The 19,557-nt window shown below is 63.1% G+C and carries 17 protein-coding genes; 8 read left to right on the top strand and 9 right to left on the bottom strand.

The window, feature by feature from the left end; translation table 11 throughout:
• Nucleotides 1-4: 4 nt before the first annotated feature.
• Complete coding sequence (locus BW992_RS26135) at nt 5-592, bottom strand: UPF0149 family protein (protein WP_072389588.1); 588 nt, start codon at nt 590-592, stop codon at nt 5-7.
• A gap of 495 nt (nt 593-1,087) precedes the next feature.
• On the opposite strand from BW992_RS26135, the gene recQ reads away from it, so the two are divergent.
• The 3 genes from recQ to BW992_RS26120 all read left to right on the top strand — a co-directional run bounded on the left by recQ (nt 1,088) and on the right by BW992_RS26120 (nt 5,896).
• The gene (recQ, locus tag BW992_RS26130) at nt 1,088-3,214 is read left to right on the top strand and encodes a DNA helicase RecQ (protein ID WP_072389585.1); all 2,127 of its coding nucleotides are present in this window, start codon (nt 1,088-1,090) and stop codon (nt 3,212-3,214) included.
• A 128-nt stretch (nt 3,215-3,342) separates the two neighbouring features.
• Complete coding sequence (locus BW992_RS26125; RefSeq protein WP_072389583.1) at nt 3,343-3,777, top strand: MarR family transcriptional regulator; 435 nt, start codon at nt 3,343-3,345, stop codon at nt 3,775-3,777.
• Nucleotides 3,778-3,928: 151 nt separating this feature from the next.
• Nucleotides 3,929-5,896, top strand: a complete 1,968-nt coding sequence (locus BW992_RS26120; RefSeq protein WP_076407277.1) for a FimV/HubP family polar landmark protein — start codon at nt 3,929-3,931, stop codon at nt 5,894-5,896.
• A 93-nt stretch (nt 5,897-5,989) separates the two neighbouring features.
• On the opposite strand, the gene BW992_RS26115 is transcribed toward BW992_RS26120, so the two are convergent.
• On the bottom strand, nt 5,990-8,191 hold the full coding sequence (locus BW992_RS26115; protein ID WP_072389579.1) for a patatin-like phospholipase family protein: 2,202 nt from the start codon (nt 8,189-8,191) through the stop codon (nt 5,990-5,992).
• 71 nt (nt 8,192-8,262) lie between these two features.
• On the opposite strand from BW992_RS26115, the gene BW992_RS26110 reads away from it, so the two are divergent.
• Nucleotides 8,263-8,550 (top strand): SelT/SelW/SelH family protein, encoded by a 288-nt coding sequence (locus tag BW992_RS26110; protein ID WP_072389577.1) that lies wholly within the window; start codon nt 8,263-8,265, stop codon nt 8,548-8,550.
• On the opposite strand, the gene BW992_RS26105 is transcribed toward BW992_RS26110, so the two are convergent.
• Both BW992_RS26105 and BW992_RS26100 read right to left on the bottom strand, forming a co-directional pair.
• The gene (locus BW992_RS26105) at nt 8,544-9,434 is read right to left on the bottom strand and encodes a DMT family transporter (protein ID WP_072389575.1); all 891 of its coding nucleotides are present in this window, start codon (nt 9,432-9,434) and stop codon (nt 8,544-8,546) included. The two genes, BW992_RS26110 and BW992_RS26105, sit on opposite strands and share 7 nt — an antisense overlap.
• Nucleotides 9,435-9,596: 162 nt before the next feature.
• Nucleotides 9,597-10,346 (bottom strand): helix-turn-helix transcriptional regulator, encoded by a 750-nt coding sequence (locus tag BW992_RS26100; RefSeq protein ID WP_072389573.1) that lies wholly within the window; start codon nt 10,344-10,346, stop codon nt 9,597-9,599.
• A 135-nt stretch (nt 10,347-10,481) separates the two neighbouring features.
• On the opposite strand from BW992_RS26100, the gene BW992_RS26095 reads away from it, so the two are divergent.
• On the top strand, nt 10,482-11,297 hold the full coding sequence (locus BW992_RS26095; protein ID WP_072389571.1) for a UDP-2,3-diacylglucosamine diphosphatase: 816 nt from the start codon (nt 10,482-10,484) through the stop codon (nt 11,295-11,297).
• A 2-nt stretch (nt 11,298-11,299) separates the two neighbouring features.
• On the opposite strand, the gene BW992_RS26090 is transcribed toward BW992_RS26095, so the two are convergent.
• Complete coding sequence (locus tag BW992_RS26090) at nt 11,300-11,611, bottom strand: DUF962 domain-containing protein (RefSeq protein WP_072389569.1); 312 nt, start codon at nt 11,609-11,611, stop codon at nt 11,300-11,302.
• Between the two features lie 156 nt (nt 11,612-11,767).
• On the opposite strand from BW992_RS26090, the gene BW992_RS26085 reads away from it, so the two are divergent.
• Nucleotides 11,768-12,823, top strand: coding sequence for an AraC family transcriptional regulator (locus tag BW992_RS26085; RefSeq protein WP_072389567.1), 1,056 nt, complete (start codon nt 11,768-11,770; stop codon nt 12,821-12,823).
• Here the strand turns inward: BW992_RS26085 and BW992_RS26080 are convergent.
• Nucleotides 12,780-14,234 (bottom strand): TrkH family potassium uptake protein, encoded by a 1,455-nt coding sequence (locus BW992_RS26080; protein ID WP_072389565.1) that lies wholly within the window; start codon nt 14,232-14,234, stop codon nt 12,780-12,782. The two genes, BW992_RS26085 and BW992_RS26080, sit on opposite strands and share 44 nt — an antisense overlap.
• Before the next feature lie 171 nt (nt 14,235-14,405).
• Between BW992_RS26080 and BW992_RS26075 the strand changes: the two genes are divergently transcribed.
• Nucleotides 14,406-14,969, top strand: coding sequence for an NAD(P)H nitroreductase (locus BW992_RS26075; protein WP_072389563.1), 564 nt, complete (start codon nt 14,406-14,408; stop codon nt 14,967-14,969).
• An 80-nt stretch (nt 14,970-15,049) separates the two neighbouring features.
• On the opposite strand, the gene BW992_RS26070 is transcribed toward BW992_RS26075, so the two are convergent.
• From BW992_RS26070 to phhA, 3 genes are all read right to left on the bottom strand, one after another.
• Nucleotides 15,050-16,243 (bottom strand): amino acid aminotransferase, encoded by a 1,194-nt coding sequence (locus tag BW992_RS26070; RefSeq protein ID WP_072389561.1) that lies wholly within the window; start codon nt 16,241-16,243, stop codon nt 15,050-15,052.
• On the bottom strand, nt 16,243-16,599 hold the full coding sequence (locus BW992_RS26065) for a 4a-hydroxytetrahydrobiopterin dehydratase (RefSeq protein ID WP_003184087.1): 357 nt from the start codon (nt 16,597-16,599) through the stop codon (nt 16,243-16,245). Before BW992_RS26065 ends, BW992_RS26070 begins: the two co-directional genes overlap by 1 nt.
• Before the next feature lie 98 nt (nt 16,600-16,697).
• On the bottom strand, nt 16,698-17,483 hold the full coding sequence (gene phhA / locus BW992_RS26060) for a phenylalanine 4-monooxygenase (RefSeq protein ID WP_053154874.1): 786 nt from the start codon (nt 17,481-17,483) through the stop codon (nt 16,698-16,700).
• Between the two features lie 346 nt (nt 17,484-17,829).
• On the opposite strand from phhA, the gene BW992_RS26055 reads away from it, so the two are divergent.
• Nucleotides 17,830-19,392, top strand: a complete 1,563-nt coding sequence (locus BW992_RS26055) for a sigma-54-dependent transcriptional regulator (protein ID WP_072389557.1) — start codon at nt 17,830-17,832, stop codon at nt 19,390-19,392.
• The last annotated feature ends 165 nt before the right edge of the window (nt 19,393-19,557 follow it).

Genomic DNA, 19,557 nt, shown 5'->3' with positions numbered 1-19,557 from the left:
TCGCTCAGTGATGGCGCGGCTTGAGGATCGCCGGTTTCTCGTCCGGGGCGTTGCACAGCAGGTACAGGGCGGTGAGGGCTTCCGGGATCTGCACGATCATGTCGTCCATCAGGTTCGGATCGGCGGCGATGTCGGAAAACTCCGGTTGTTCGTCGAACAGGCCGGAACCGACCATGATCGGCAGCAGCATTTCGCTGACTTCCTCTTCGGCGGTTTCGAACCAGGCCGCTTCGCGCAGGAACACGCCTTCCATGAAACCGATGCACCAGCCACGCAGTTCCGAGTCGTCCGGGTCGTCGCCCAGGTCCAGTTCGCACGGCAGTTCGAATTCTTCGTCCGAGGCCAGTTGGCGGGCGATATGGGCCTTGAGGCCCACCAGGGTGGCTTCGATCTCGATGCGCTGGGCTTCGTCGGTGTAATGCGGCTCTTCGGCGAACAGGGCGTCGATCCACTCCCGGTCAGGCACCTGCTCGGAGCAGATCGAGAGGGCGGTCAGATAGCCATGAGCGGCCACGTAATCCAGCGCTTCGTCGTGCAGCTCATCGGCGTCGAGGAAGACTTGCAGGCGGGTCAGTTGCTCAGCGAAGGACATTACGGGCTACCTTGGGGGAATAAACAATGCGGGAATTCTAGGCCTTCTTGAGCGCCCAGGCCAGCCGCGTGGCACATTTGCCTTGTCGGCAAGGGCTGGGTTGCCCAAGAAGCCGGGGGACATACCGAAGAAGGAAGGCCCGGCCTGGCTCCTGTGGCGAGGGGATTCAGCGAAACGTCGCACCGTCCCGTTGGGCTGCGCAGCAGACCCAATGTCACTTGAGTGTGCGATCCAATCGATAAACCGAGAGGGGCTGCTGCGCAGCTCGGCGGGAATGAAGCCCCTTGCCACACATACAGCTTGGCTTGCTTTGAAAGTCAGAAGCACCTCTTGTCAGCATCGCCCTCTGCGGCGAAGGCCTCGGGTATACTGCCGCGTTTTGTGACGCCCTGCGGCGTCCAGCCGGTTCGAAACGCGCCCTTACGATTTGCCGGCGCAGCCTTTTCGATTCTGAACCAGCCTTGCAGGGATGTTTCGGTGATTTTTGGAGTTTCTATGCTCGAACAGGCTCAACGCGTCCTCAAGGACATCTTCGGCTACGACAGTTTCCGTGGCCGCCAGGGTGCCATTATTGAGCGCGTGGCCAGCGGCGGCGATGCCCTGGTGCTGATGCCCACCGGTGGCGGCAAATCCTTGTGCTACCAGGTGCCGGCGCTGTTGCGCAATGGCCTGGCGGTGGTGGTATCGCCGCTGATCGCCCTGATGGACGACCAGGTCGCCACCCTCGAGGAGCTGGGGGTTGCCGCTGCTTCGTTGAACTCCACCTTGAATGCCGACCAGCAGCGCGAGCTGGCGGCCCGGATCAAGCGCGGTGAAGTAAAGATGCTGTACCTGGCCCCTGAACGCCTGGTGCAGCCACGCATGCTGGCGTTCCTGCAGAGCCTGGAAATCGCCCTGTTCGCCATCGACGAAGCCCACTGCGTGTCCCAGTGGGGCCACGATTTCCGTCGCGAATACCTGCAATTGGGGCAACTGGCGGAGCTATTCCCGGACGTGCCACGCATCGCCCTGACTGCCACGGCCGACAAGCGTACCCGTGAAGAGATCGTCGAGCGCCTGCATTTGCAGGAGGCCGAGCGATTCCTTTCCAGTTTCGACCGGCCCAACATTTTCTACCGCATCGTGCCCAAGGAGCAGCCGCGCAAGCAGTTGCTGGCATTCCTCGCCGAACGCCGCAGCGATGCCGGCATTGTCTACTGCCTGTCGCGCAAGAAGGTCGATGAGGTCGCCGCATTCCTCTGCGAGCAGGGTTTTCCGGCCTTGCCGTATCACGCCGGCCTGCCCAATGACCTGCGGGCCTATCACCAGAAGCGCTTTCTCAACGAAGAAGGCCTGATCATGGTGGCCACCGTGGCGTTCGGCATGGGCATCGACAAACCCAACGTACGTTTCGTCGCGCACCTGGACCTGCCCAAGTCCCTGGAGGCCTATTACCAGGAAACTGGTCGTGCCGGCCGCGATGGCTTGCCGGCCGACGCCTGGATGGCCTACGGCCTGCAGGACGTGGTGATGCTCAAGCAGATGCTGCAGAACTCCGAAGGCGACGAACGCCACAAGCGCCTGGAGCAACACAAGCTCGACGCCATGCTTTCCCTGTGCGAGGAAACCCGCTGCCGGCGCCAGACCCTTTTGGCCTATTTCGACGAAGACATGCCCCAACCCTGCGGGCATTGCGACAATTGTGTCGACGGCGTGGAAACCTGGGACGCCACCGAACCGGCCCGCCAGGCGCTGTCGACCATCTATCGCACCGGGCAGCGCTATGGCGTGGGGCACCTGGTGGACGTCTTGCTGGGCAAGGACAACGAGAAGGTCCGCAGCTTCGGCCATCAGCACCTGTCGGTGTTCGGTGTCGGCAAGGACCGTTCCGAGAGTGAATGGCGTTCATTGTTCCGACAGCTCGTGGCGCGCGGCCTGGCGGACATCGACCTGGAAGGCTACGGCGGGCTGCGCCTGAGCGCCAGTTGCCGGCCCTTGCTCAAGGGCGAGGTCAGCCTCCAGCTGCGCCGGGACCTCAAGCCGGCGACGGCGGTCAAGAGCGGCAAGAGCCAGGCCAGCCAGCTGGTGCGTGGCGAAGAGCGCGATCAGTGGGAAGCCCTGCGCGCCTTGCGTCGCAAGTTGGCCGAGGAACACGGTGTGCCGCCCTATGTCATTTTTCCCGACTCGACGCTGCTGGAAATGCTGCGCAGCCAGCCCACCTCCCTGGCGGAGATGGCCCGGGTCAGCGGTGTGGGTGCGCGCAAGCTGGAACGCTATGGCGAGGCGTTCCTCCAGGTATTGGGCGGGGAGGCCGAGACGCCGAAGTCGGTGGCCGACGTACGCCACGAACTCATCACCCTGGCGCGTGCGGGCATGACGCCATTGCAAATCGCCGGGCAGTTGCAGTGCTCGGAAAAAAACGTCTATGCGATGCTCGCCGAAGCCATCGGCATGCAGCAGCTATCCCTGGAACAGGCACTGGACTTGCCCGAGGAGTTGATGGGCGAAGTGCAGGACGCTTTCCTGGATGGCGAGGGTGAGTTGCCCTCGGTATCGGAGGTCGCCGCGCTGTTCGTCGGTCGGGTACCGGAGGGCGTCCTGTACTGCGTGAGGGCTGCCTTGCAGTCGGAATTCGAAGTCTGATCAATGAGTTGCGGACCTTTAACGATTCAGTACGCGATTCAATGGGAAACGGCCTTGCCGGATTCCAATGTGCATGCTTAGCTGACTAATAATTAGTTTTTCTTATTTTAAGATCTGATGAGTTTTCTATGTCGTTGACCGATCAACACCGTTTTGGCATGCAATTGGCGCAAATGTCTCGAGGCTGGCGTGCCGAACTGGACCGGCGCCTGGCCGGGTTGGGCCTGTCCCAGGCGCGTTGGCTGGTGCTGCTGCACCTGGCCCGTTTCGAACATGCGCCGACCCAGCGAGAACTGGCCCAGAGCGTCGCGGTAGAAGGCCCGACGCTGGCGCGTCTGCTGGACAGCCTGGAAACCCAGGGGCTGGTGCAACGCCAGGCCGTGGCCGAAGACCGCCGGGCCAAGAAGATTGTCCTTTGCGCACCGGCCCGACCGTTGATCGAACAGATCGAAACCATTGCCACCCAACTGCGTCGAGAGCTGTTCGAAGGCGTCGACGAAGCGGACATGCGGGTGTGCATGCGGGTCCACGGCACGATCCTGGCCAACCTGGAAAAGTCCTGAGGCATATCCCTGGCGCCAGACTTTTGAGATTCGGCGGTTAGCGAACTATAACCATAGGGGGCTCTTGTTCAGTTTTCCCAACCTGAAACTGAACGAGATCACCAGCTTGCGCTCGTATTGAAAGCTGTTCTGGTCATCGAAAGGGATACCCATGCTTGGAAGTTTGCAGTCCACGTTGCGCAGTTGGGTCAACGTGTCAGTGGTCATGGGTGCCTTGGGGTATCCGGCTCTGGCGTCAGCGCTGGGCCTTGGGGAAATCACGCTTCATTCCGCCTTGAACCAGCCGTTGCGCGCCGATATTGCCCTGGTGGATGTGGCCGGGCTCGAAGAGGGCGATCTATCGGCCAGCCTGGCGAGCCCGGACGACTTCAGCCGGGCCGGCGTGGAGCGGGTGTTTTTCCTGAGCAACCTGCGATTTACGCCGGTGCTGCGCGGCGAACGCAGTTTCATTCGGGTGACTTCCAGCAAACCGGTGGAAGAGCCTTTCCTCAATTTCCTGGTGCAGCTCAATCAGCCCAATGGACGCCTTCTGCGTGAATACACGGTGCTGATCGACCCGCCAGGCACGGCAGCTATCGTACCTGCCACCGACGCGACCGCCAGTACGCCCAAGGCAGCGGCATCGACCCAGGCGGCGCCAGCCATCAAGCCACCTGCGGCGACCCAAGGCAAGCGCTACACCGTCGTGCAGGGGGACAACCCCTGGATCATTGCCAAGCGCCTGCATGACGCGGGCAGCGGTGCCTCGGTCAACGAGCTGATGCAGGGCATCCTGGCCCTGAACCCCGGCAGCGAACGGCTCTCCATCGGTCAACGCCTGTTGCTGCCCGATTCGGCCGTGTTGCCTGCCCCTGCTGATACGGCTCCGGCCCCTGCCGATTCCAACGAGCAACTGGCCGCCAGCGTACTGCAGAACCAGCAGCAACAGAAAACCATCGAAGAGCTGCAGGCCCGGCTCCAGGCCCAGGACGAAGAAATTGCCGGCCAGCGCCAGCAGATCAGCGAACTGCAGACGAAACTGGCCGAGCTCACCCCAGCTCCCGGTGCCACGGTGTCTGCGCCAACGGCGTCCCCCGCAGCGGAGGCTGTGAATGACACCCCGCCGGCTGACGCGCAACCGGTGGCGGAGCCTGGGGGCATCGACTGGTCATGGGTGGCGGCGCTGGTGGGCCTGTTGGGGCTGCTCGCCTTGTTATTGTTCATTCGCCGCCGGCAACAGGCCCAGGTCGGTTCGGAGTCGATGACCGAGCGTCCCGCCCCCCTGCTGGAGGACAGCACCGATACCTATGGAACGACTGTGGAGACGGACCCGCCAGAAGTCGCCGCGTCGTTCAATAATGGCGATACCCCACTGGGCGACGTGCTGGAAGGGGTGGGGATCTACCTGACCTATGGCCGCTTCGCCGAAGCGGCGGGATTGCTCCGGGCCGCGCTGCTGGCGGAGCCGGAACGCACCGACCTGGGCCTCAAGCTGCTGGATGTGCTGGGCAAGCAGGGGGATGCCATCGGCTTCCAGGTCCAGGAGCATCACTTGGCCACGCAGGGAGTCGATGCCTCGACGCTGGAGGAGGTCCGGGCAAAGTATCCCAAGGTCGCCGTGGCCAGCGCACCCGAGGCCGTGCCCCCGGCGCCCCAGGCGCCAATTCCTGTTCCTGCTCCCGCTCCCGAGCCGGCCCCTTTACACCCGCCGGGCGAGTTCGAGCTGAACCTGGATGAGCTGTCCATGGATTCCAGCTGGGATCTCAAGGAAGGGCAGGAGGCCACCGGCGGCAAAAACGTCGAGCCTCCACTGGCCCTCGACGATTTGTCGCTTTCCGGTTTCGACGAACCGGAGCTGCAATGGGGCGCGCCGTTGGAAACCGAGTCACTGGACGATGCTTTCCTCGACGGGTTCGCCGATGAGGAGCAGTCCCTGGAGCTCGAGCCGCTGTCGCTGGAGCCCGAAGCGACCTCTCCGGATCCACAGGCATCGGAGCATTCGGAAAAGCTTGAGCAGGCGCAGAATTGTATCGACGATGGCGACATCAAGACCGCCATCACGTTGCTCGAAGAACTGCTCCAGGAGGGCGACGAACCCCTCAAGCAGACCGCGCGGGTGCTGTTGGCCGGGATTCGCTGATACTTCTTCAAAAGCCTCCAGGGGAGATGGGCCTCTTCCCGGGCTGGCCCGTGAAGAAGCCCGTCCAGAGATCCAATCTTCCCTGCCTGGCCATCAGAACGTCTGGCCCAGATTCAGGTACACCGCCTGCTCATCGTCGTCGTTGAAGCCGTAGCTGAAGTTCAGCGGGCCCAGCGGTGTGTCGAAGCCCAGGAAAATGCTGGCGGCGTTGATGTAGCCGCTGTCGAATTCGTTGTCGTTGTTCCAGGCCCGACCGCGCTCCAGCGAGCCGCCGAAGTACAGTGGGAAATCCAGGGGCAGGTAGGCTCGGGGTGTCAGCCGGCGGTAGTAAACGGCGCGCATCAGGCTCATGTTCTGCCCGGAAATGCCGTCTTCGCGAAAGCCTGATAGCTGCCGTGCGCCGCCGAGCACGAAGCTCGACGTCACGATCTCGGCCGTGTCGAGGGTCCGCCCGTAGCGCCCGCCGAGGATGAACGTGTTCGGGCCACTGCTCATGGCCTTGTCCAGCTTCAGCTCCCACTGGCGATAGCGCTGGTCGGAGCCCAGGCCCGGATCGTACTGGCGCCAGGACAGGCCGAGATCTTCGCCTTCGTGGGGGAAGTACACGTTGTCGAGGGAGTCGAACGAGTATTTCAGCTCGTAGAAGCCTTCGTTGAAGTCCTCGCTGGGTTGGTCGTGGTCGCCGATGCGCACGTCCGCCTTGCCCCAGGCCTGGCCGACCCCGAAACGGATCTCGCCGCTGTTGCCGATCTGGCGGCCCAGGTTCAGGCCCAGGCCATAACGCTCCACGCGGTATTGCGCGACCGGGTCGTTGTCCAGGATCGATTCCACGTTGCGAGATTCGAATTGCCCGTAGGGGGCGATGAAGTAGCGCGAGCCTACGTCCAGCGGCTGATAGAACTCGCTGTACAACTCCTGCCGGTCGCCGATCTGGGCCCGGGTCAGCCATTCTGCGCCCAGGCGATTGATGCCGTTGACCCGATAGCTGGCGCCGAGGTTGAAGGCGCTGTCGCCGCGCATATCGTCCGACAGGCTCAGGCCCAGTCGCAGATAGTCGGTACCGGTGCGCTTGCCCCGGGCGTTGATCACCAGGGTGTTGTCCGGTCCCTTGTGGACCACGCGATATTGCACCTGTTCGAAGTAGTCCAGGCCGTACAGCGTGCCCATGTCGGTTTGCAGGCGGCCCAGGTCCAGGGGCTCACCGATCTGCTGGCGAATGTAATAGCGAATCACGTCATCGCCCACTTTCGAATCGTTTTCCACGCGAATGGCCGTGATGACCGGTGTCCGTTCGCTGGGCGTGCGTGCGGCCATGAGTTGTGGATCGGTCGGCTCGGGAGGCCGCAGGTGGGCCAGGCGGGCCTGGAGAATCCGGGTGGCGCGATAGCCGGCATCGATCATTTCCCGGGCCTGGCCGAAGTCGGTCGAGCCGAAGCTCGCCAGGGCCGGCTGGATCAGCACGTCGTCTTTCTTCAGGGTTGCCAGTTGCTCTTGGGAATTGCGCCGGGTCATCAGGGTGGTCGACTGGTTCAGGACGTCGAGCACCGTCACCAGTTGCTTGCGGTTGCGCAACGGGGTGCCGATGTCCACCACAATGGCCATGTCCACGCCCATCTCCCTGGCCACGTCCAGCGGGATGTTGTCGCTCATGCCGCCGTCCACCAGCAGACGGCCATCCAGCTCCACCGGGGCGAACACCGCCGGGATCGACATGCTGGCGCGGATGACCTTGGGCAAGTGACCCTTGCGGAACACCACCTTTTCGCCGCTGGCGATGTCGGTCGCCACGGCGCGGAACGGGATCGGCAGTTTGTCGAAGTCCCGGGTGTCGCTGGCATGTGCCAGCAGGCTCTCGAGCAGCAGAGCCAGGTTCTGCCCCTGGATGACGCCCAATGGCAGGCCGAGGCTGCCGTCATCGCGAAAGCTCAGTTTCTGTTTCACCAGGAAGTCACGGTCGTCCTGCTTGCGCCGGAACGGCACGTCCTTGCGCGGCGGGGCATCGGACAGGGCCTGCTGCCAGTCGATTTCCAGGGCGAGTCTTTCCAGCTCGTCGATCTTGTAGCCGGAGGCGTACAGCCCGCCGATCACGGCGCCCATGCTGGTGCCGGCGATGGCGTCGATCCGGATACCCTGTTCTTCCAGGGCCTTGAGTACGCCGATATGGGCCAGGCCTCGTGCCGCGCCGCCGGACAACACCAGGCCGATCTTCGGACGCGGGGTTTGGACGGCAGGCTCGTTGGCATGACTGAACAAGGGCAACAGGAGCAGAAGCAGGCAAGGCAGCAGGCGGCGCATCGTCGATCTCGGGGCGGACGGTCAAAGGCGAGTATTATAACGATGCCTTCGAATCCACGAGTCGACCCGCAATGACCGAGCATAAACCGGAAATCGTCATCACCTATTGCACCCAATGCCAGTGGTTGCTGCGTGCCGCCTGGCTGGCCCAGGAACTGCTGAGCACCTTCGGCGACGATCTGGGCAAGGTCTCCCTGGTGCCGGGCACTGGCGGGGTTTTCCACATTGGCTGCGACGGTGTGCAGCTCTGGGAGCGCAAGGCCGACGGCGGCTTCCCCGAGGCCAAGGTGCTCAAGCAGCGGGTGCGCGATCAGATCGATCCGGAGCGGGACCTGGGCCATAACGACCGGGTTCAGTGAGACGTCGCTTCGACGCCTGCCGGCGGTGCCTTGGAACGGCTCAGCTGGCTCGACACCACGATCGCGACGATGATCAGCACGCCGCCCAGCAACATGCGCAATGTCGGGCTCTCACCGAACAGCAGCCAGGCCATGGCGATGCCGTAGACCGGCTCCATGGCGAAGACCACCGCCGCGGTGCGCGCCTTGATCACTTCCAGGCTGGCGACGAACAGGCTGTGGGCCAGGCCGGTGCAGAGCACCCCGAGCAGGGCGATCCACAGCCAGTCGAGCGCACGTACATCGCTCAACTGCGGCGCGGCCAGGGGCAGCAGGCATAACCCCACCACCAGGTTCTGGCACAGCGCGGCCTGCACGGGCGGAACGCGGCCGGAGCCGGCACGGTTGGTCAGCGACAGCAGGGAGAACAGCAAGCCCGAAGCCACCGCCCACAGCAGGCCGGTGGTGGCACCGCTGGCCAGGTCGAAATCCGGCGTGACCAGCACCAGGCCGATGCTCACCAACACCACCAGCAGGATTTCATTGGCGCGTATTCGCTCCCGGAAGATCAACCCTTCGAGCAGCACGGTAAACGCGGGGAAACTGGCGAATCCCAGCGTAGCGACCGCAACGCCGGCGACTTTTACCGCGATGAAGAAGCTTACCCAGTGTGCTGCCAGCAGCAGTCCGCCCAGCAACAGGCGACGGCTATCCGCTGCACGGAGTTTCTGCCAGGAGGTGCTACTGGCGAACCGGGCAAAGAACGCCAGGGCCAGCACGGCAAACGTGGCGCGGCCGAACACGATGATCGTCGGCGACGCGGCAGCCAGCTTGCCGAACACACCGGTCAGGCCGAACATGAGGGCGCCGATGTGCAGGGCGCCGAGGGCGGTACGGGGAGTCATTACAGTCCTTTCTATAAAGCGGCGGATGCACGCAGAACCTTGTGCAAGTACGCTGCGGCGCGACCCGACTAAAGCCCGCGCCACGCCGGCATGGCTGGTCAGTATTGAAGCGTGGGACAGCCCGGCGCGTCTGTCGCGATCCTAGCGGTTTTTAGCGCACGGCTAGCGTTGGCGTCGCAGTTTGCCCGGCGAGGCGCCAAATTCGCGCAGCACGGCGGCGGCGAAGGCACTCTGGGAGCTGTAGCCGACCCGGTGGGCGATCTCGCCGATGGGCAGGTCCGAGTCCCGCAGCAACCCCACGGCCTTGTGCAGGCGACGGCTGCGGATGTATTCCATCGGGGTCTGTCCGCATTCGGCGACGAAGCGCGCATGCAGGCGGGCGCTGGAGAGACCGGCGACCTGGGCCAGGTCCGCCACCTGCAATGGATAGGCGGCGTACTGGTCGATGTGGGCGTCGAGGGCGGCGTAGGGCAGGCGCCGGCCACCGGTCGGGGCGGGACGCGCGTCATTGAGGCTGGCCAGCAGCAGCACCGCCCCCTGCCGGGCGATCAACGGATCGTCCATCCGGCTGCCCGCCAGCCAACTGACCAACTGGCTTTGCCCCGCATCCAGGGGCAGGCGGGCACTGGTGTCGAGCAACCGGCGGCTGGCGTCGGCATGATCGCCCAGGCATTGATCGAGCCAATCGCCGCCGGGTACATCCAGTACCAGGCAACGACTGCCTTTGGGGCTGTCGCAGGCGTGATGGGCACCGGCCGGCACCACCACGAAACTTTGCCGGACCACCTGGCTGCCGCAACCTTCGACCTCGAAATCCAGCGCGCCGGACAGCCCGAACACCAGTTGAGGGTGGTCATGGCTGTGGACGATCAGGTCCTGGCTGTATTGGCGTAGCGTGAGGATCGGTCTCATCGCGGTCTCCCATGGCAGGCCGTCAGGATACACCCAGGTCGCGATGCATGGCCCTGTCATGTAACCGACTTGTATTTGTCATGGGCCATTAATCGCCGGCATGCACAGTGGTGAAAACGATCAGAGGGGTTGCCCATGACCAGCGCCGAGCTCGCCAGACCCAGCCGCAAGCAGCGTGTTCGCACCCTGTGGATTTCCGACGTGCACCTGGGCACCCGGGACTGTCAGGCCGAGCACCTGTCACAGTTCCTCAAGGGCTACCACGCCGACAGGATCTACCTGGTCGGCGACATCATCGACGGCTGGAAGCTGCGCGGCGGCATGTACTGGCCCCAGGCGCATACCAACGTCATCCGGCGCTTGCTGACCATGAGCAAGCGCGGCACCGAAGTGATCTACGTGACGGGTAACCACGATGAATTCCTGCGTCGCTATTCGAAGCTGATCCTGGGCAACATCCAGCTGGTGGACGAAGCGGTGCATGTCACCGCCGACGGCCGGCACCTGCTGGTGATCCATGGCGATCAGTTCGATGTCATCACCCGGTACCATCGTTGGCTGGCGTTCCTCGGGGATTGGGCCTACGAATTCACCCTCACGCTGAACCGCTGGCTCAACCATTGGCGGGCCCGTTATGGCTATGGCTACTGGTCGCTGTCGGCGTACCTCAAGCACAAGGTCAAGACTGCCGTGAGCTTCATCAGCGATTTCGAGGAAGCCATCGCCCACGAATGCGTCAAGCGCGAACTGCACGGCGTGGTGTGCGGGCACATCCACCATGCCGAGATCCGCAAGGTAGGGGAGGTGGAATACCTCAATTGCGGTGATTGGGTCGAATCGTGCACCGCGTTGATCGAGCACTGGGATGGTTCGATCGAACTCTATCGCCTGGCGGAGGCCCAGGCGCGAGAGGCTCGGCTGAAGGCAATCAAGGTCGCCGAGCCGGCTTGAGCTCAGAACGCGACCTTGCCCAGGCACATGTCGCGGTACATGACGAAATCCCCCAGCAGGCTGTAGAACGGATGCTGGAAGGTGGCCGGGCGGTTTTTTTCGAAGAAGAAATGCCCGACCCAGGCGAAGCCGTAGCCTGCCACGGGCAGCGCCAGCAACCAGGCGCCGTTGCCGACGACGAGCGCCATGACGAAAATCAGAATGACCAGGGAAGTACCGACGAAGTGCAGGCGCCGGCAGGTGCTGTTGCTGTGTTCGCCCAGGTAGTACGGATAGAACTCGGCGAATGTGCTGAATGTCTTGGTGTTTTCCACAATTGCTTGCTCGGTGGTTATTGTTCTGGTGCCGATCGCGCCATTCTTCTGGAAGTCTAGGAGCCCTTGTCATCGACGGACAGTGACAATGGGCGCCACTTTAGTATCCTTCGCAAATCCGGCCGCAACGCGCGGCTCGTCATGCAAGTAAATGTCATGAGCGAACGAACGACTTCTTCAAGTTGGGCGATGGGGATTGTCAAGGCGCTGGAGATGGACGGCCTGGATTGTCGCGCGATGTTCGGGCAGTTGGGGCTGGACTTCGAAGCGCTGGACGATCCGGATGCCCGTTTCCCCCAGGACTCCATGACGCGGCTCTGGCAATTGGCGGTGGAGCTGTCGGGCAATCCGGCCATCGGTTTGAACATGGGCAAGATCGTGCGCCCGGCGTCGTTCCATGTTGTGGGTTATGCCCTGATGTCCAGCCGCACATTGCTCGAAGGTTTCCAGCGGTTGGTGCGCTATCAGCGGATCATCGCCGAAAGCGCCGAGGCCAGCATCCGCCAGATTGAGGGCCATTACGGGCTGGTCCTGACGGTGCACGGCGACCACCTGCCTCCCACCCGGCAAAGTACCGAGGCATCCCTGGCCTGCGCGTTGAGCCTGTGCAACTGGCTGACCGGACGCACCCTGCATCCGGTGAAAGTGTTGTTCCAGGGCCCTGAGCCCCTTGATCCGACGCCCTACCACCAGGCTTTCCCCGCGCCGCTGATGTTCAATGCGCCCTACGATGCGCTGATCTTCGAACGGGCAGACATGGAGGCACCGCTGCCGACGGCCAACGAGGCCATGGCGTTGCTGCATGACCGTTTCGCCGGCGAATACCTGGCGCGTTTTTCGGAAAGCCGCGTGACTCACAAGGCGCGCCAGGCTCTTTGCCGGCTGCTGCCCCAGGGCGAACCCAAGCGTGACGTGGTGGCGCAGGCATTGCACCTGTCTCAACGCACCTTGCAGCGACGCCTGCAGGAAGAGGGTACCAGCTTCCAGCATCTGCTGGATGACACCCGCCGCGAGCTGGCCGAGCAGTACCTGACGCAGCCGGACATGACCTTGCTGGAAATCGCCTATCTGCTGGGGTTTGCCGATCCGAGCAATTTTTTCCGCGCCTTTCGCCGCTGGTTCGACACGACGCCCGGCGAGTACCGGGCGGCACGGGCGGCCAAACCGGTCAGTGACGCCAGAACGCCGGGATACACAGCACGAACACTGTGATGATTTCCAGCCGGCCCAGGAGCATGCCCGCCGACAGGATCCACTTGGCAGCGTCCGGCAGCGGCGCGAAGTTGCCGGCCGGCCCGATGGTTTCCCCCAGCCCCGGGCCGACGCCGGATACCGTACTGGCCGCGCCGGTCAGCGCGGTCATCCACTCCACGCCCAGCAGCGACAGCAGCAGGGCGATGACGCAGATGGTGATGGCGAAGAAGAACGAGAACGTGAGGATCGAGCGCACGATTTCCTCGTCGAGGCGGTGGCCGTTGTATTTCTGCTTGATCACCGCGCGCGGATGGATCAGTTGCGTGAGGTTGGCCCTGAGCAGGATGTAGGCGACCTGGAAACGGAAGATCTTGATCCCGCCGGCCGTCGAGCCCGAGCAGCCGCCGACGAAGCCGAGGTAGAAAAACAGCATCAGGGAGAAGTTGCCCCACAGGCTGTAGTCGCCCAGGGCGAAACCGGTGGTGGTGACGATCGACGTCACGTTCAGGGCCACGTGCCGCAACGCGTCCAGCCAATGCAGGTCGGTGGTCGCCCAGTACCAGGTGCCCAGTACCAGCCAGGTCACCAGCAGCACGCCGATCAGGCCCTGGACCTGCTGGTCCTTGATCAGCGCCCGGCGATGGCCGCGCAGCATCGAGACATACAGGGCGAACGGCAGGCTGCCGAGGATCATGATGACGATGGCGACCCAATGCACCGCCGGCTGGCTCCATTTGGCCAGGGACAGGTCGGAGGTGGAAAAACCGCCGGTCGAGATCGCCGACATCGAATGGTTGATGGCATCGAACGGGCTCATCCCGGCCCACCAGAGCGCCAGCGTGCCGAAAATGGTGATACCGACATAGGAGGCCACGATCAACCGCGCCACCATGTGGGAGCGCGGCATGACCTTTTCCGAGCGGTCCGACGATTCGGTCTGGAACAGCCGCATGCCACCGATGCGCAGCAGCGGCAGGATCGCCACGGCCATGCCGATGAAGCCGATCCCGCCGAGCCAGTGCAGCAGCGAGCGCCACATCAGGATGCCGGGGGACATGTTGTCCAGGCCGCTCAGGACCGTGGCGCCGGTGGCGGTGATTCCCGACATGCTTTCGAAAAACGAATCCGTGTAGCTGATGTGCTGGGTCAGCAGGAATGGCAGCGCTGCGAAAATGCACACCACCAGCCAACTGCTGACGGTCAGCAGGTACATGTCCCGGGGCCGCAGATGCACATGCTCGGGACGTCCCGGGAGCACCAGGGCCAGGCCGGCGACGAAGGTGATCATGCTCGACCAGAGAAACGACGGCAGGTCGCCCGTGCGCTCGAAAACCAGCAACGTGGCCATGGGCACGACCATGAAGATCGCCAGGGTGATCAGGAAGATGCCGATGATGAAACCAATGATTCGCAGGGTCGGCAACGCCATGGAGTCCGCTCGGGCTGAAAGGGAAGGGCGCCATTCTACCTGCGGCGAATGGCATGTAAACCGCCATCCGGGCCTGGCGGGTGCGGCCTGGGAGCCGGTATTCGAATTTGCGCTGACGGACTCGCCGTACAGCCACTAGAATAGCCGGACATTTTTCCAGGGAGGTGGCCGATGCAGGCTCTCGACGCTTTGCTCAACCGTGTTTCCGTTCCACGCCTGATTGACCCGGCGCCTACGCCCGAGCAGCGGGAGGTCATGTTCGCCGCCGCGATGCGCGCGCCGGATCATGGCCAGTTGCGGCCATGGCGTTTTCTGACGGTCGAAGGGCAAGCGCGTTATCGCATGGGCGAACTGCTGGCCGAAGCGGCGCGTTTCAATGACCCGCTGGTGGCTGAGGCCGTTGTGGAAAAGGCCCTCAATGGCCCGCTGCGTGCGCCCCTGGTCGTGGTGGTGATCGCTCGTCTGCAAGACCATTTCAAGATCCCCAAGTCCGAGCAATTGCTGGCGGCCGGCTGCGCGGCCCATGCAATCCTGCTGGCGGCCTACGCCCAGGGCGTCGGTGGCGTATGGCGTACGGGAGATCTGGCCTATTCGCCCCACGTGGCCGAGGGGCTTGGCCTGGAAGTGGGGGAAGAAGTGATCGGTTTCCTCTACCTGGGCACGCCGCAGAAGGAAGCGCGTACGGCGCCCAAGGAAGACATCAGCGAATTCGTTCGCGAGTGGACCGGCCAGTAAACGCCATATCGCACCGCCGCATCCGTTCGGCTGGGTCATCGTGGCGAAGGGCAGGCCCCCTCGCCACGAATGCGCTGCGATTATCGGCAGGCGTCGGCAATGGCCTGGGCCAGCAGATCCAGGCGCGTGGCATCGATGCCTGCCACGTTGGCCCGTCCTGTACCGACCATGTAGACACTGTGTCGCTCTCGCAGGTGCCTGACCTGTTCCGGGTTCAAGCCGGTGTAGGAAAACATCCCGCGTTGCACGCCGATGTGGGCGAAGCGTTCGCGCAGGCCGTGAGGCTCCAAGGCCTCCAGCAGGCCGCTGCGTAGCTGCGCGATGCGCAGACGCATGACCTGCACTTCGTCTGTCCACAGGCTCTTGAGGTGCGCGTCACCCAGGATCGTCGCCACCACCGCCGCGCCATGGTCCGGTGGCGTCGACCACAGGTTGCGGGCGATGTTGGCCAGTTGGCTGCGAATATCCTGCAGCTTCTCGCCATCCGCCGCACAGACGATCAACGCGCCGGTACGGTCCCTGTACAGGCCGAAGTTTTTCGAGCAGGAACTGGTGATCAACACTTCGGGCAAGGCCTGGGCAAACAGCCGGACCGCCCAGGCGTCTTGCTCCAGTCCATCACCGAAACCTTGGTAGGCAAAGTCGATCAAGGGCAGCAGATCGCGGCTGCGTACCACGTCCAGGACCTGGCGCCATTGCTCATGGGACAGGTCGAAGCCGGTGGGGTTGTGGCAGCAGGCATGCAGCAGCACCACATCGCCCTTCGGTGCCTGGCCCAGGGTGGCCAGCATCGCCTCGAAATCCAGACGGTTGTCGGCGCCCACGTAAGGGTAGAGGCGGGTCTTGACCCCTGCCGCGGCGAAGATGGTTTCGTGGATCGGCCAGGTCGGGTTGCTCAGCCAGACACCACGGCCCGGCAGGCATTGGGCAATGAAATCGGCGCTCAGGCGCAGCGCACCGGTGCCCCCCGGGGTCTGGGTGACGCCGGCGCGTTTGTCCATGACCAGCGGCGAGTCGGCCCCCAGCACCAGTTCACTGACCAATTGGCCGAAAGTGGCGTCGCCATGGCCACCGATGTAGGTCTTGGTGGCTTGGCGTTCCACCAGCCGCTGCTCGGCCAGCTTCACGGACGCAAGGATCGGCGTCAGGCCCTGGGCGTCCTTGTAGACCCCTACGCCCAGGTCGAACTTGTTCGGGTTGCTGTCCGCACCGTAGGCCTCCATCAGGCCGAGGATCGGGTCACCGGGCACCCGGCCGATGGCATCGAAGTGCATTACTTGCGGCCCTCGGCGGTCTTGGCCACGTCATCGGTGCGGGCGGCCATGATGAAGTCGTTGCGGTGCAGGCCCTTGATGGAATGGCTCCACCAGGTCACGGTGACCTTGCCCCACTCGGTGAGCAGGCCCGGGTGATGGCCTTCGGCTTCGGAGATTTCGCCGACGGCGTTGGTGAACGCCAGGGCATGCTTGAAGTTCTTGAACAGGAAGACTTTTTCCAGCTGCATCACGCCGTCGCGCACTTCGATGTTCCAGTCCGGGATCTGCTTGATCAGGACCGGCAGTTCTTCGTCGCTGACTTGTGGGGCGTCGGCGCGGCAGGCTTCGCAATGGGCTTGGTTCAGAGTGTTCATGGTGTGTTCCTGGATCGAATAGTTGAAAGCGTCGATGCACCCACGCTAAAACAAAGCCGTGCCGTGCAACAGACTCAATTGAGATCGAAAATCGCGGGTCACGCGGCTTTCGGTGGAAATTTCGGTGCGTGCAGGCCCAGTTCCCGGCCGCGCTTGACCATGCCCATGATGTCTTCGTGGGCCAGGTCGAACAGGCGCTTGAGTTCGGGCAGCACGAAATACACCGGCTGCAGGATGTCGATGCGATATGGCGTGCGCATGGCTTCCAGCGGGTCGAAGGGCTGGTGCTCCGGCTCGTCCGAGAGGCAATACACGGTTTCCTTGGGCGATGACAGGATGCCGCCGCCGTAGATGCGCCGGCCTTGAGGCGTTTCCACCAGGCCGAACTCGATGGTCATCCAGTACAGGCGCGCCAGGTAGACACGCTCTTCCTTGGAGGCCTGCAGGCCGAGCTTGCCGTAGGTGTGGGTGAATTCGGCAAACCAGGGGTTGGTCAGCAGCGGGCAGTGGCCGAAGATCTCGTGGAAGATGTCCGGCTCTTGCAGGTAGTCCAGTTCTTCACGGGTACGGATGAAAGTGGCCACCGGAAACTGCTTGCTGGCGAGCAATTCAAAGAAGGTCTGGAAAGGGATCAGCGCCGGCACCCGGGCGACTTGCCAGCCCGTGGTCTCGCCCAGCACTTTGTTGATTTCCCCCAACTGCGGAATGCGGTCGTGGGGCAGGCCGAGTTTGTCGATGCCGTCCAGGTATTCCTGGCACGCACGGCCTTCGATGACTTTCAGCTGGCGGGTGATCAGCGTATTCCACACCGCGTGTTCTTCGGCGGGGTAGTGGATAAAACCTTGCGCATCGGGCTCGCGGGCCACGTATTGCGTTTGCTTCATGCTGCTCTCCTGCTGTTTTTCCTCTGGTTTTTTCGAACCGGAGAAAGGCTGTTTATTTTTATGTCCAGCGATGCATTAGAGATAACCCCAAGCAGGGGATCGTGCAGCAGGTGCAAGCGCGCCAATCAATGATAGCTGTCCTCGTTCTGTAAAATTTTCGTGACGTTTTTTGCTGGCCTTCGATTCTCTGGAGATTTTCAGCTAGGAAAAGGCCTACAGCTGTCACATAATCTTGACGGTTATTTGCGCCTCCAGACAAAAACACTGGTGGGCTTGCTCCACCGGGCGACGCGGCAGCGCTTTGCGGGCCTTGTCCCTATCGATTCCTAACGCACCAGGCCTTCTCATGCGCATCAAAGTCCATTGCCAGAACCGCATCGGCATCCTGCGGGACATTCTCAATCTGTTGGTGGAGTACGGCATCAACGTTGCCCGGGGCGAAGTGGGGGGCGAGCATGGCAATGCGATTTACCTGCACTGCCCCAACCTGATCAATATCCAGTTCCAGGCGTTGCGCCCGAAATTCGAAGGCATCGCCGGGGTGTTCGGGGTCAAGCGCGTAGGGCTGATGCCAAGCGAGCGTCGGCACATGGAACTCAATGCCTTGCTTGGCGCCCTGGAGTTTCCGGTGCTGTCCATCGACATGGGCGGTTCCATCGTCGCGGCGAACCGGGCAGCGGCGCAACTGCTTGGAGTGCGGGTGGACGAGGTGCCGGGGATTCCACTGTCGCGCTACGCCGAGGATTTCGACCTGCCGGAACTGGTGCGCGCCAACCAGTCGCGGATCAATGGGTTGCGGGTCAAGGTCAAGGGGGACGTGTTCCTGGCCGACATCGCCCCGCTGCAATCGGAGCACGACGACAGCGAGGCCATGGCCGGCGCGGTGTTGACGCTGCATCGGGCCGACCGGGTCGGCGAACGGATCTATAACGTGCGCAAGCAGGAGCTGCGTGGCTTCGACAGTATTTTCCAGAGCTCGAAGGTGATGGCGGCGGTGGTCCGCGAGGCCCGGCGGATGGCGCCGCTGGATGCGCCGCTGTTGATAGAAGGCGAGACCGGCACCGGCAAAGAGCTGCTGGCTCGCGCCTGCCACCTGGCCAGTCCCCGGGGTCAATCCCCCCTCATGGCGCTCAATTGCGCCGGGTTGCCGGAATCCATGGCCGAGACCGAACTGTTCGGCTACGGCCCCGGCGCCTTCGAAGGCGCCCGTGCCGAAGGCAAGCTCGGCCTGTTGGAACTGACCGCCGGAGGCACGCTGTTCCTCGACGGCGTCGGGGAAATGAGCCCGCGCCTGCAGGTGAAGCTGCTGCGGTTCCTGCAGGACGGTTGCTTCCGGCGCGTCGGCAGCGATGAGGAGGTGTACCTGGACGTCAGGGTCATCTGCGCGACCCAGGTGGATTTGTCCGAGCTCTGTGCCCGGGGAGAATTCCGCCAGGACCTGTACCACCGCTTGAACGTGCTGTCCCTGCACATCCCGCCGTTGCGCGAATGCCTCGATGGCCTGAGGCCACTGGTGGAGCATTTTCTCGACCAGGCCAGCCGCCAGATCGGCTGCCCGCTGCCCAGGCTGGCTCCGGCGGCGATGGACCGTCTGAGCCATTACCACTGGCCTGGCAACGTCCGGCAACTGGAAAACGTACTGTTTCAGGCCGTTTCCCTGTGCGATGGCGGTACCGTCAAGGCCGAGCATATTCGCCTGCCGGACTACGGCGTGCGCCAGCCCCTTGGTGATTTCTCACTCGAGGGCGGGTTGGACGAGATCGTCGGGCGTTTCGAGAAGGCGGTGCTGGAGCGCTTGTACTCCGAGCACCCCAGCAGCCGCCAACTGGGCAAGCGACTAGGGGTTTCCCACACCACCATTGCCAATAAGTTGCGTGAGTATGAGGTGGGTAAAGAGCCTGGGAGGTAATCCGTTATTTGTGACGAGGGGATAAATCCCTCGCCACAGGCATTTGCGAGTCTGCTCCACGGTAATCCTTTGCCATCCAGCGGCATGACACCGCCGGTTTTTCGTCTTCGATACATTCCCGTCTTTCCCGCAAAAACCTGCAAGTCCTTTGTTTGCCGGGCCGCG

Origin of the sequence: Pseudomonas sp. 7SR1 (assembly GCF_900156465.1) — a bacterium.
In the GTDB taxonomy this organism is placed as follows: domain Bacteria; phylum Pseudomonadota; class Gammaproteobacteria; order Pseudomonadales; family Pseudomonadaceae; genus Aquipseudomonas.
Note: the sequence above shows the minus strand (reverse complement) of the source record. Positions and strands in the feature narration are given on the sequence as shown.

Excerpts from the sequence above, each read along its gene's own strand:
- BW992_RS26135 (WP_072389588.1), bottom strand. The coding sequence starts at position 592 with ATGTCCTTCGCTGAGCAACTGACCCGCCTGCAAGTCTTCCTCGACGCC.
- recQ (WP_072389585.1), top strand. The coding sequence starts at position 1,088 with ATGCTCGAACAGGCTCAACGCGTCCTCAAGGACATCTTCGGCTACGAC.
- BW992_RS26125 (WP_072389583.1), top strand. The coding sequence starts at position 3,343 with ATGTCGTTGACCGATCAACACCGTTTTGGCATGCAATTGGCGCAAATG.
- BW992_RS26120 (WP_076407277.1), top strand. The coding sequence starts at position 3,929 with ATGCTTGGAAGTTTGCAGTCCACGTTGCGCAGTTGGGTCAACGTGTCA.
- BW992_RS26115 (WP_072389579.1), bottom strand. The coding sequence starts at position 8,191 with ATGCGCCGCCTGCTGCCTTGCCTGCTTCTGCTCCTGTTGCCCTTGTTC.
- BW992_RS26110 (WP_072389577.1), top strand. The coding sequence starts at position 8,263 with ATGACCGAGCATAAACCGGAAATCGTCATCACCTATTGCACCCAATGC.
- BW992_RS26105 (WP_072389575.1), bottom strand. The coding sequence starts at position 9,434 with ATGACTCCCCGTACCGCCCTCGGCGCCCTGCACATCGGCGCCCTCATG.
- BW992_RS26100 (WP_072389573.1), bottom strand. The coding sequence starts at position 10,346 with ATGAGACCGATCCTCACGCTACGCCAATACAGCCAGGACCTGATCGTC.
- BW992_RS26095 (WP_072389571.1), top strand. The coding sequence starts at position 10,482 with ATGACCAGCGCCGAGCTCGCCAGACCCAGCCGCAAGCAGCGTGTTCGC.
- BW992_RS26085 (WP_072389567.1), top strand. The coding sequence starts at position 11,768 with ATGAGCGAACGAACGACTTCTTCAAGTTGGGCGATGGGGATTGTCAAG.
- BW992_RS26080 (WP_072389565.1), bottom strand. The coding sequence starts at position 14,234 with ATGGCGTTGCCGACCCTGCGAATCATTGGTTTCATCATCGGCATCTTC.
- BW992_RS26075 (WP_072389563.1), top strand. The coding sequence starts at position 14,406 with ATGCAGGCTCTCGACGCTTTGCTCAACCGTGTTTCCGTTCCACGCCTG.
- BW992_RS26070 (WP_072389561.1), bottom strand. The coding sequence starts at position 16,243 with ATGCACTTCGATGCCATCGGCCGGGTGCCCGGTGACCCGATCCTCGGC.
- BW992_RS26065 (WP_003184087.1), bottom strand. The coding sequence starts at position 16,599 with ATGAACACTCTGAACCAAGCCCATTGCGAAGCCTGCCGCGCCGACGCC.
- phhA (WP_053154874.1), bottom strand. The coding sequence starts at position 17,483 with ATGAAGCAAACGCAATACGTGGCCCGCGAGCCCGATGCGCAAGGTTTT.
- BW992_RS26055 (WP_072389557.1), top strand. The coding sequence starts at position 17,830 with ATGCGCATCAAAGTCCATTGCCAGAACCGCATCGGCATCCTGCGGGAC.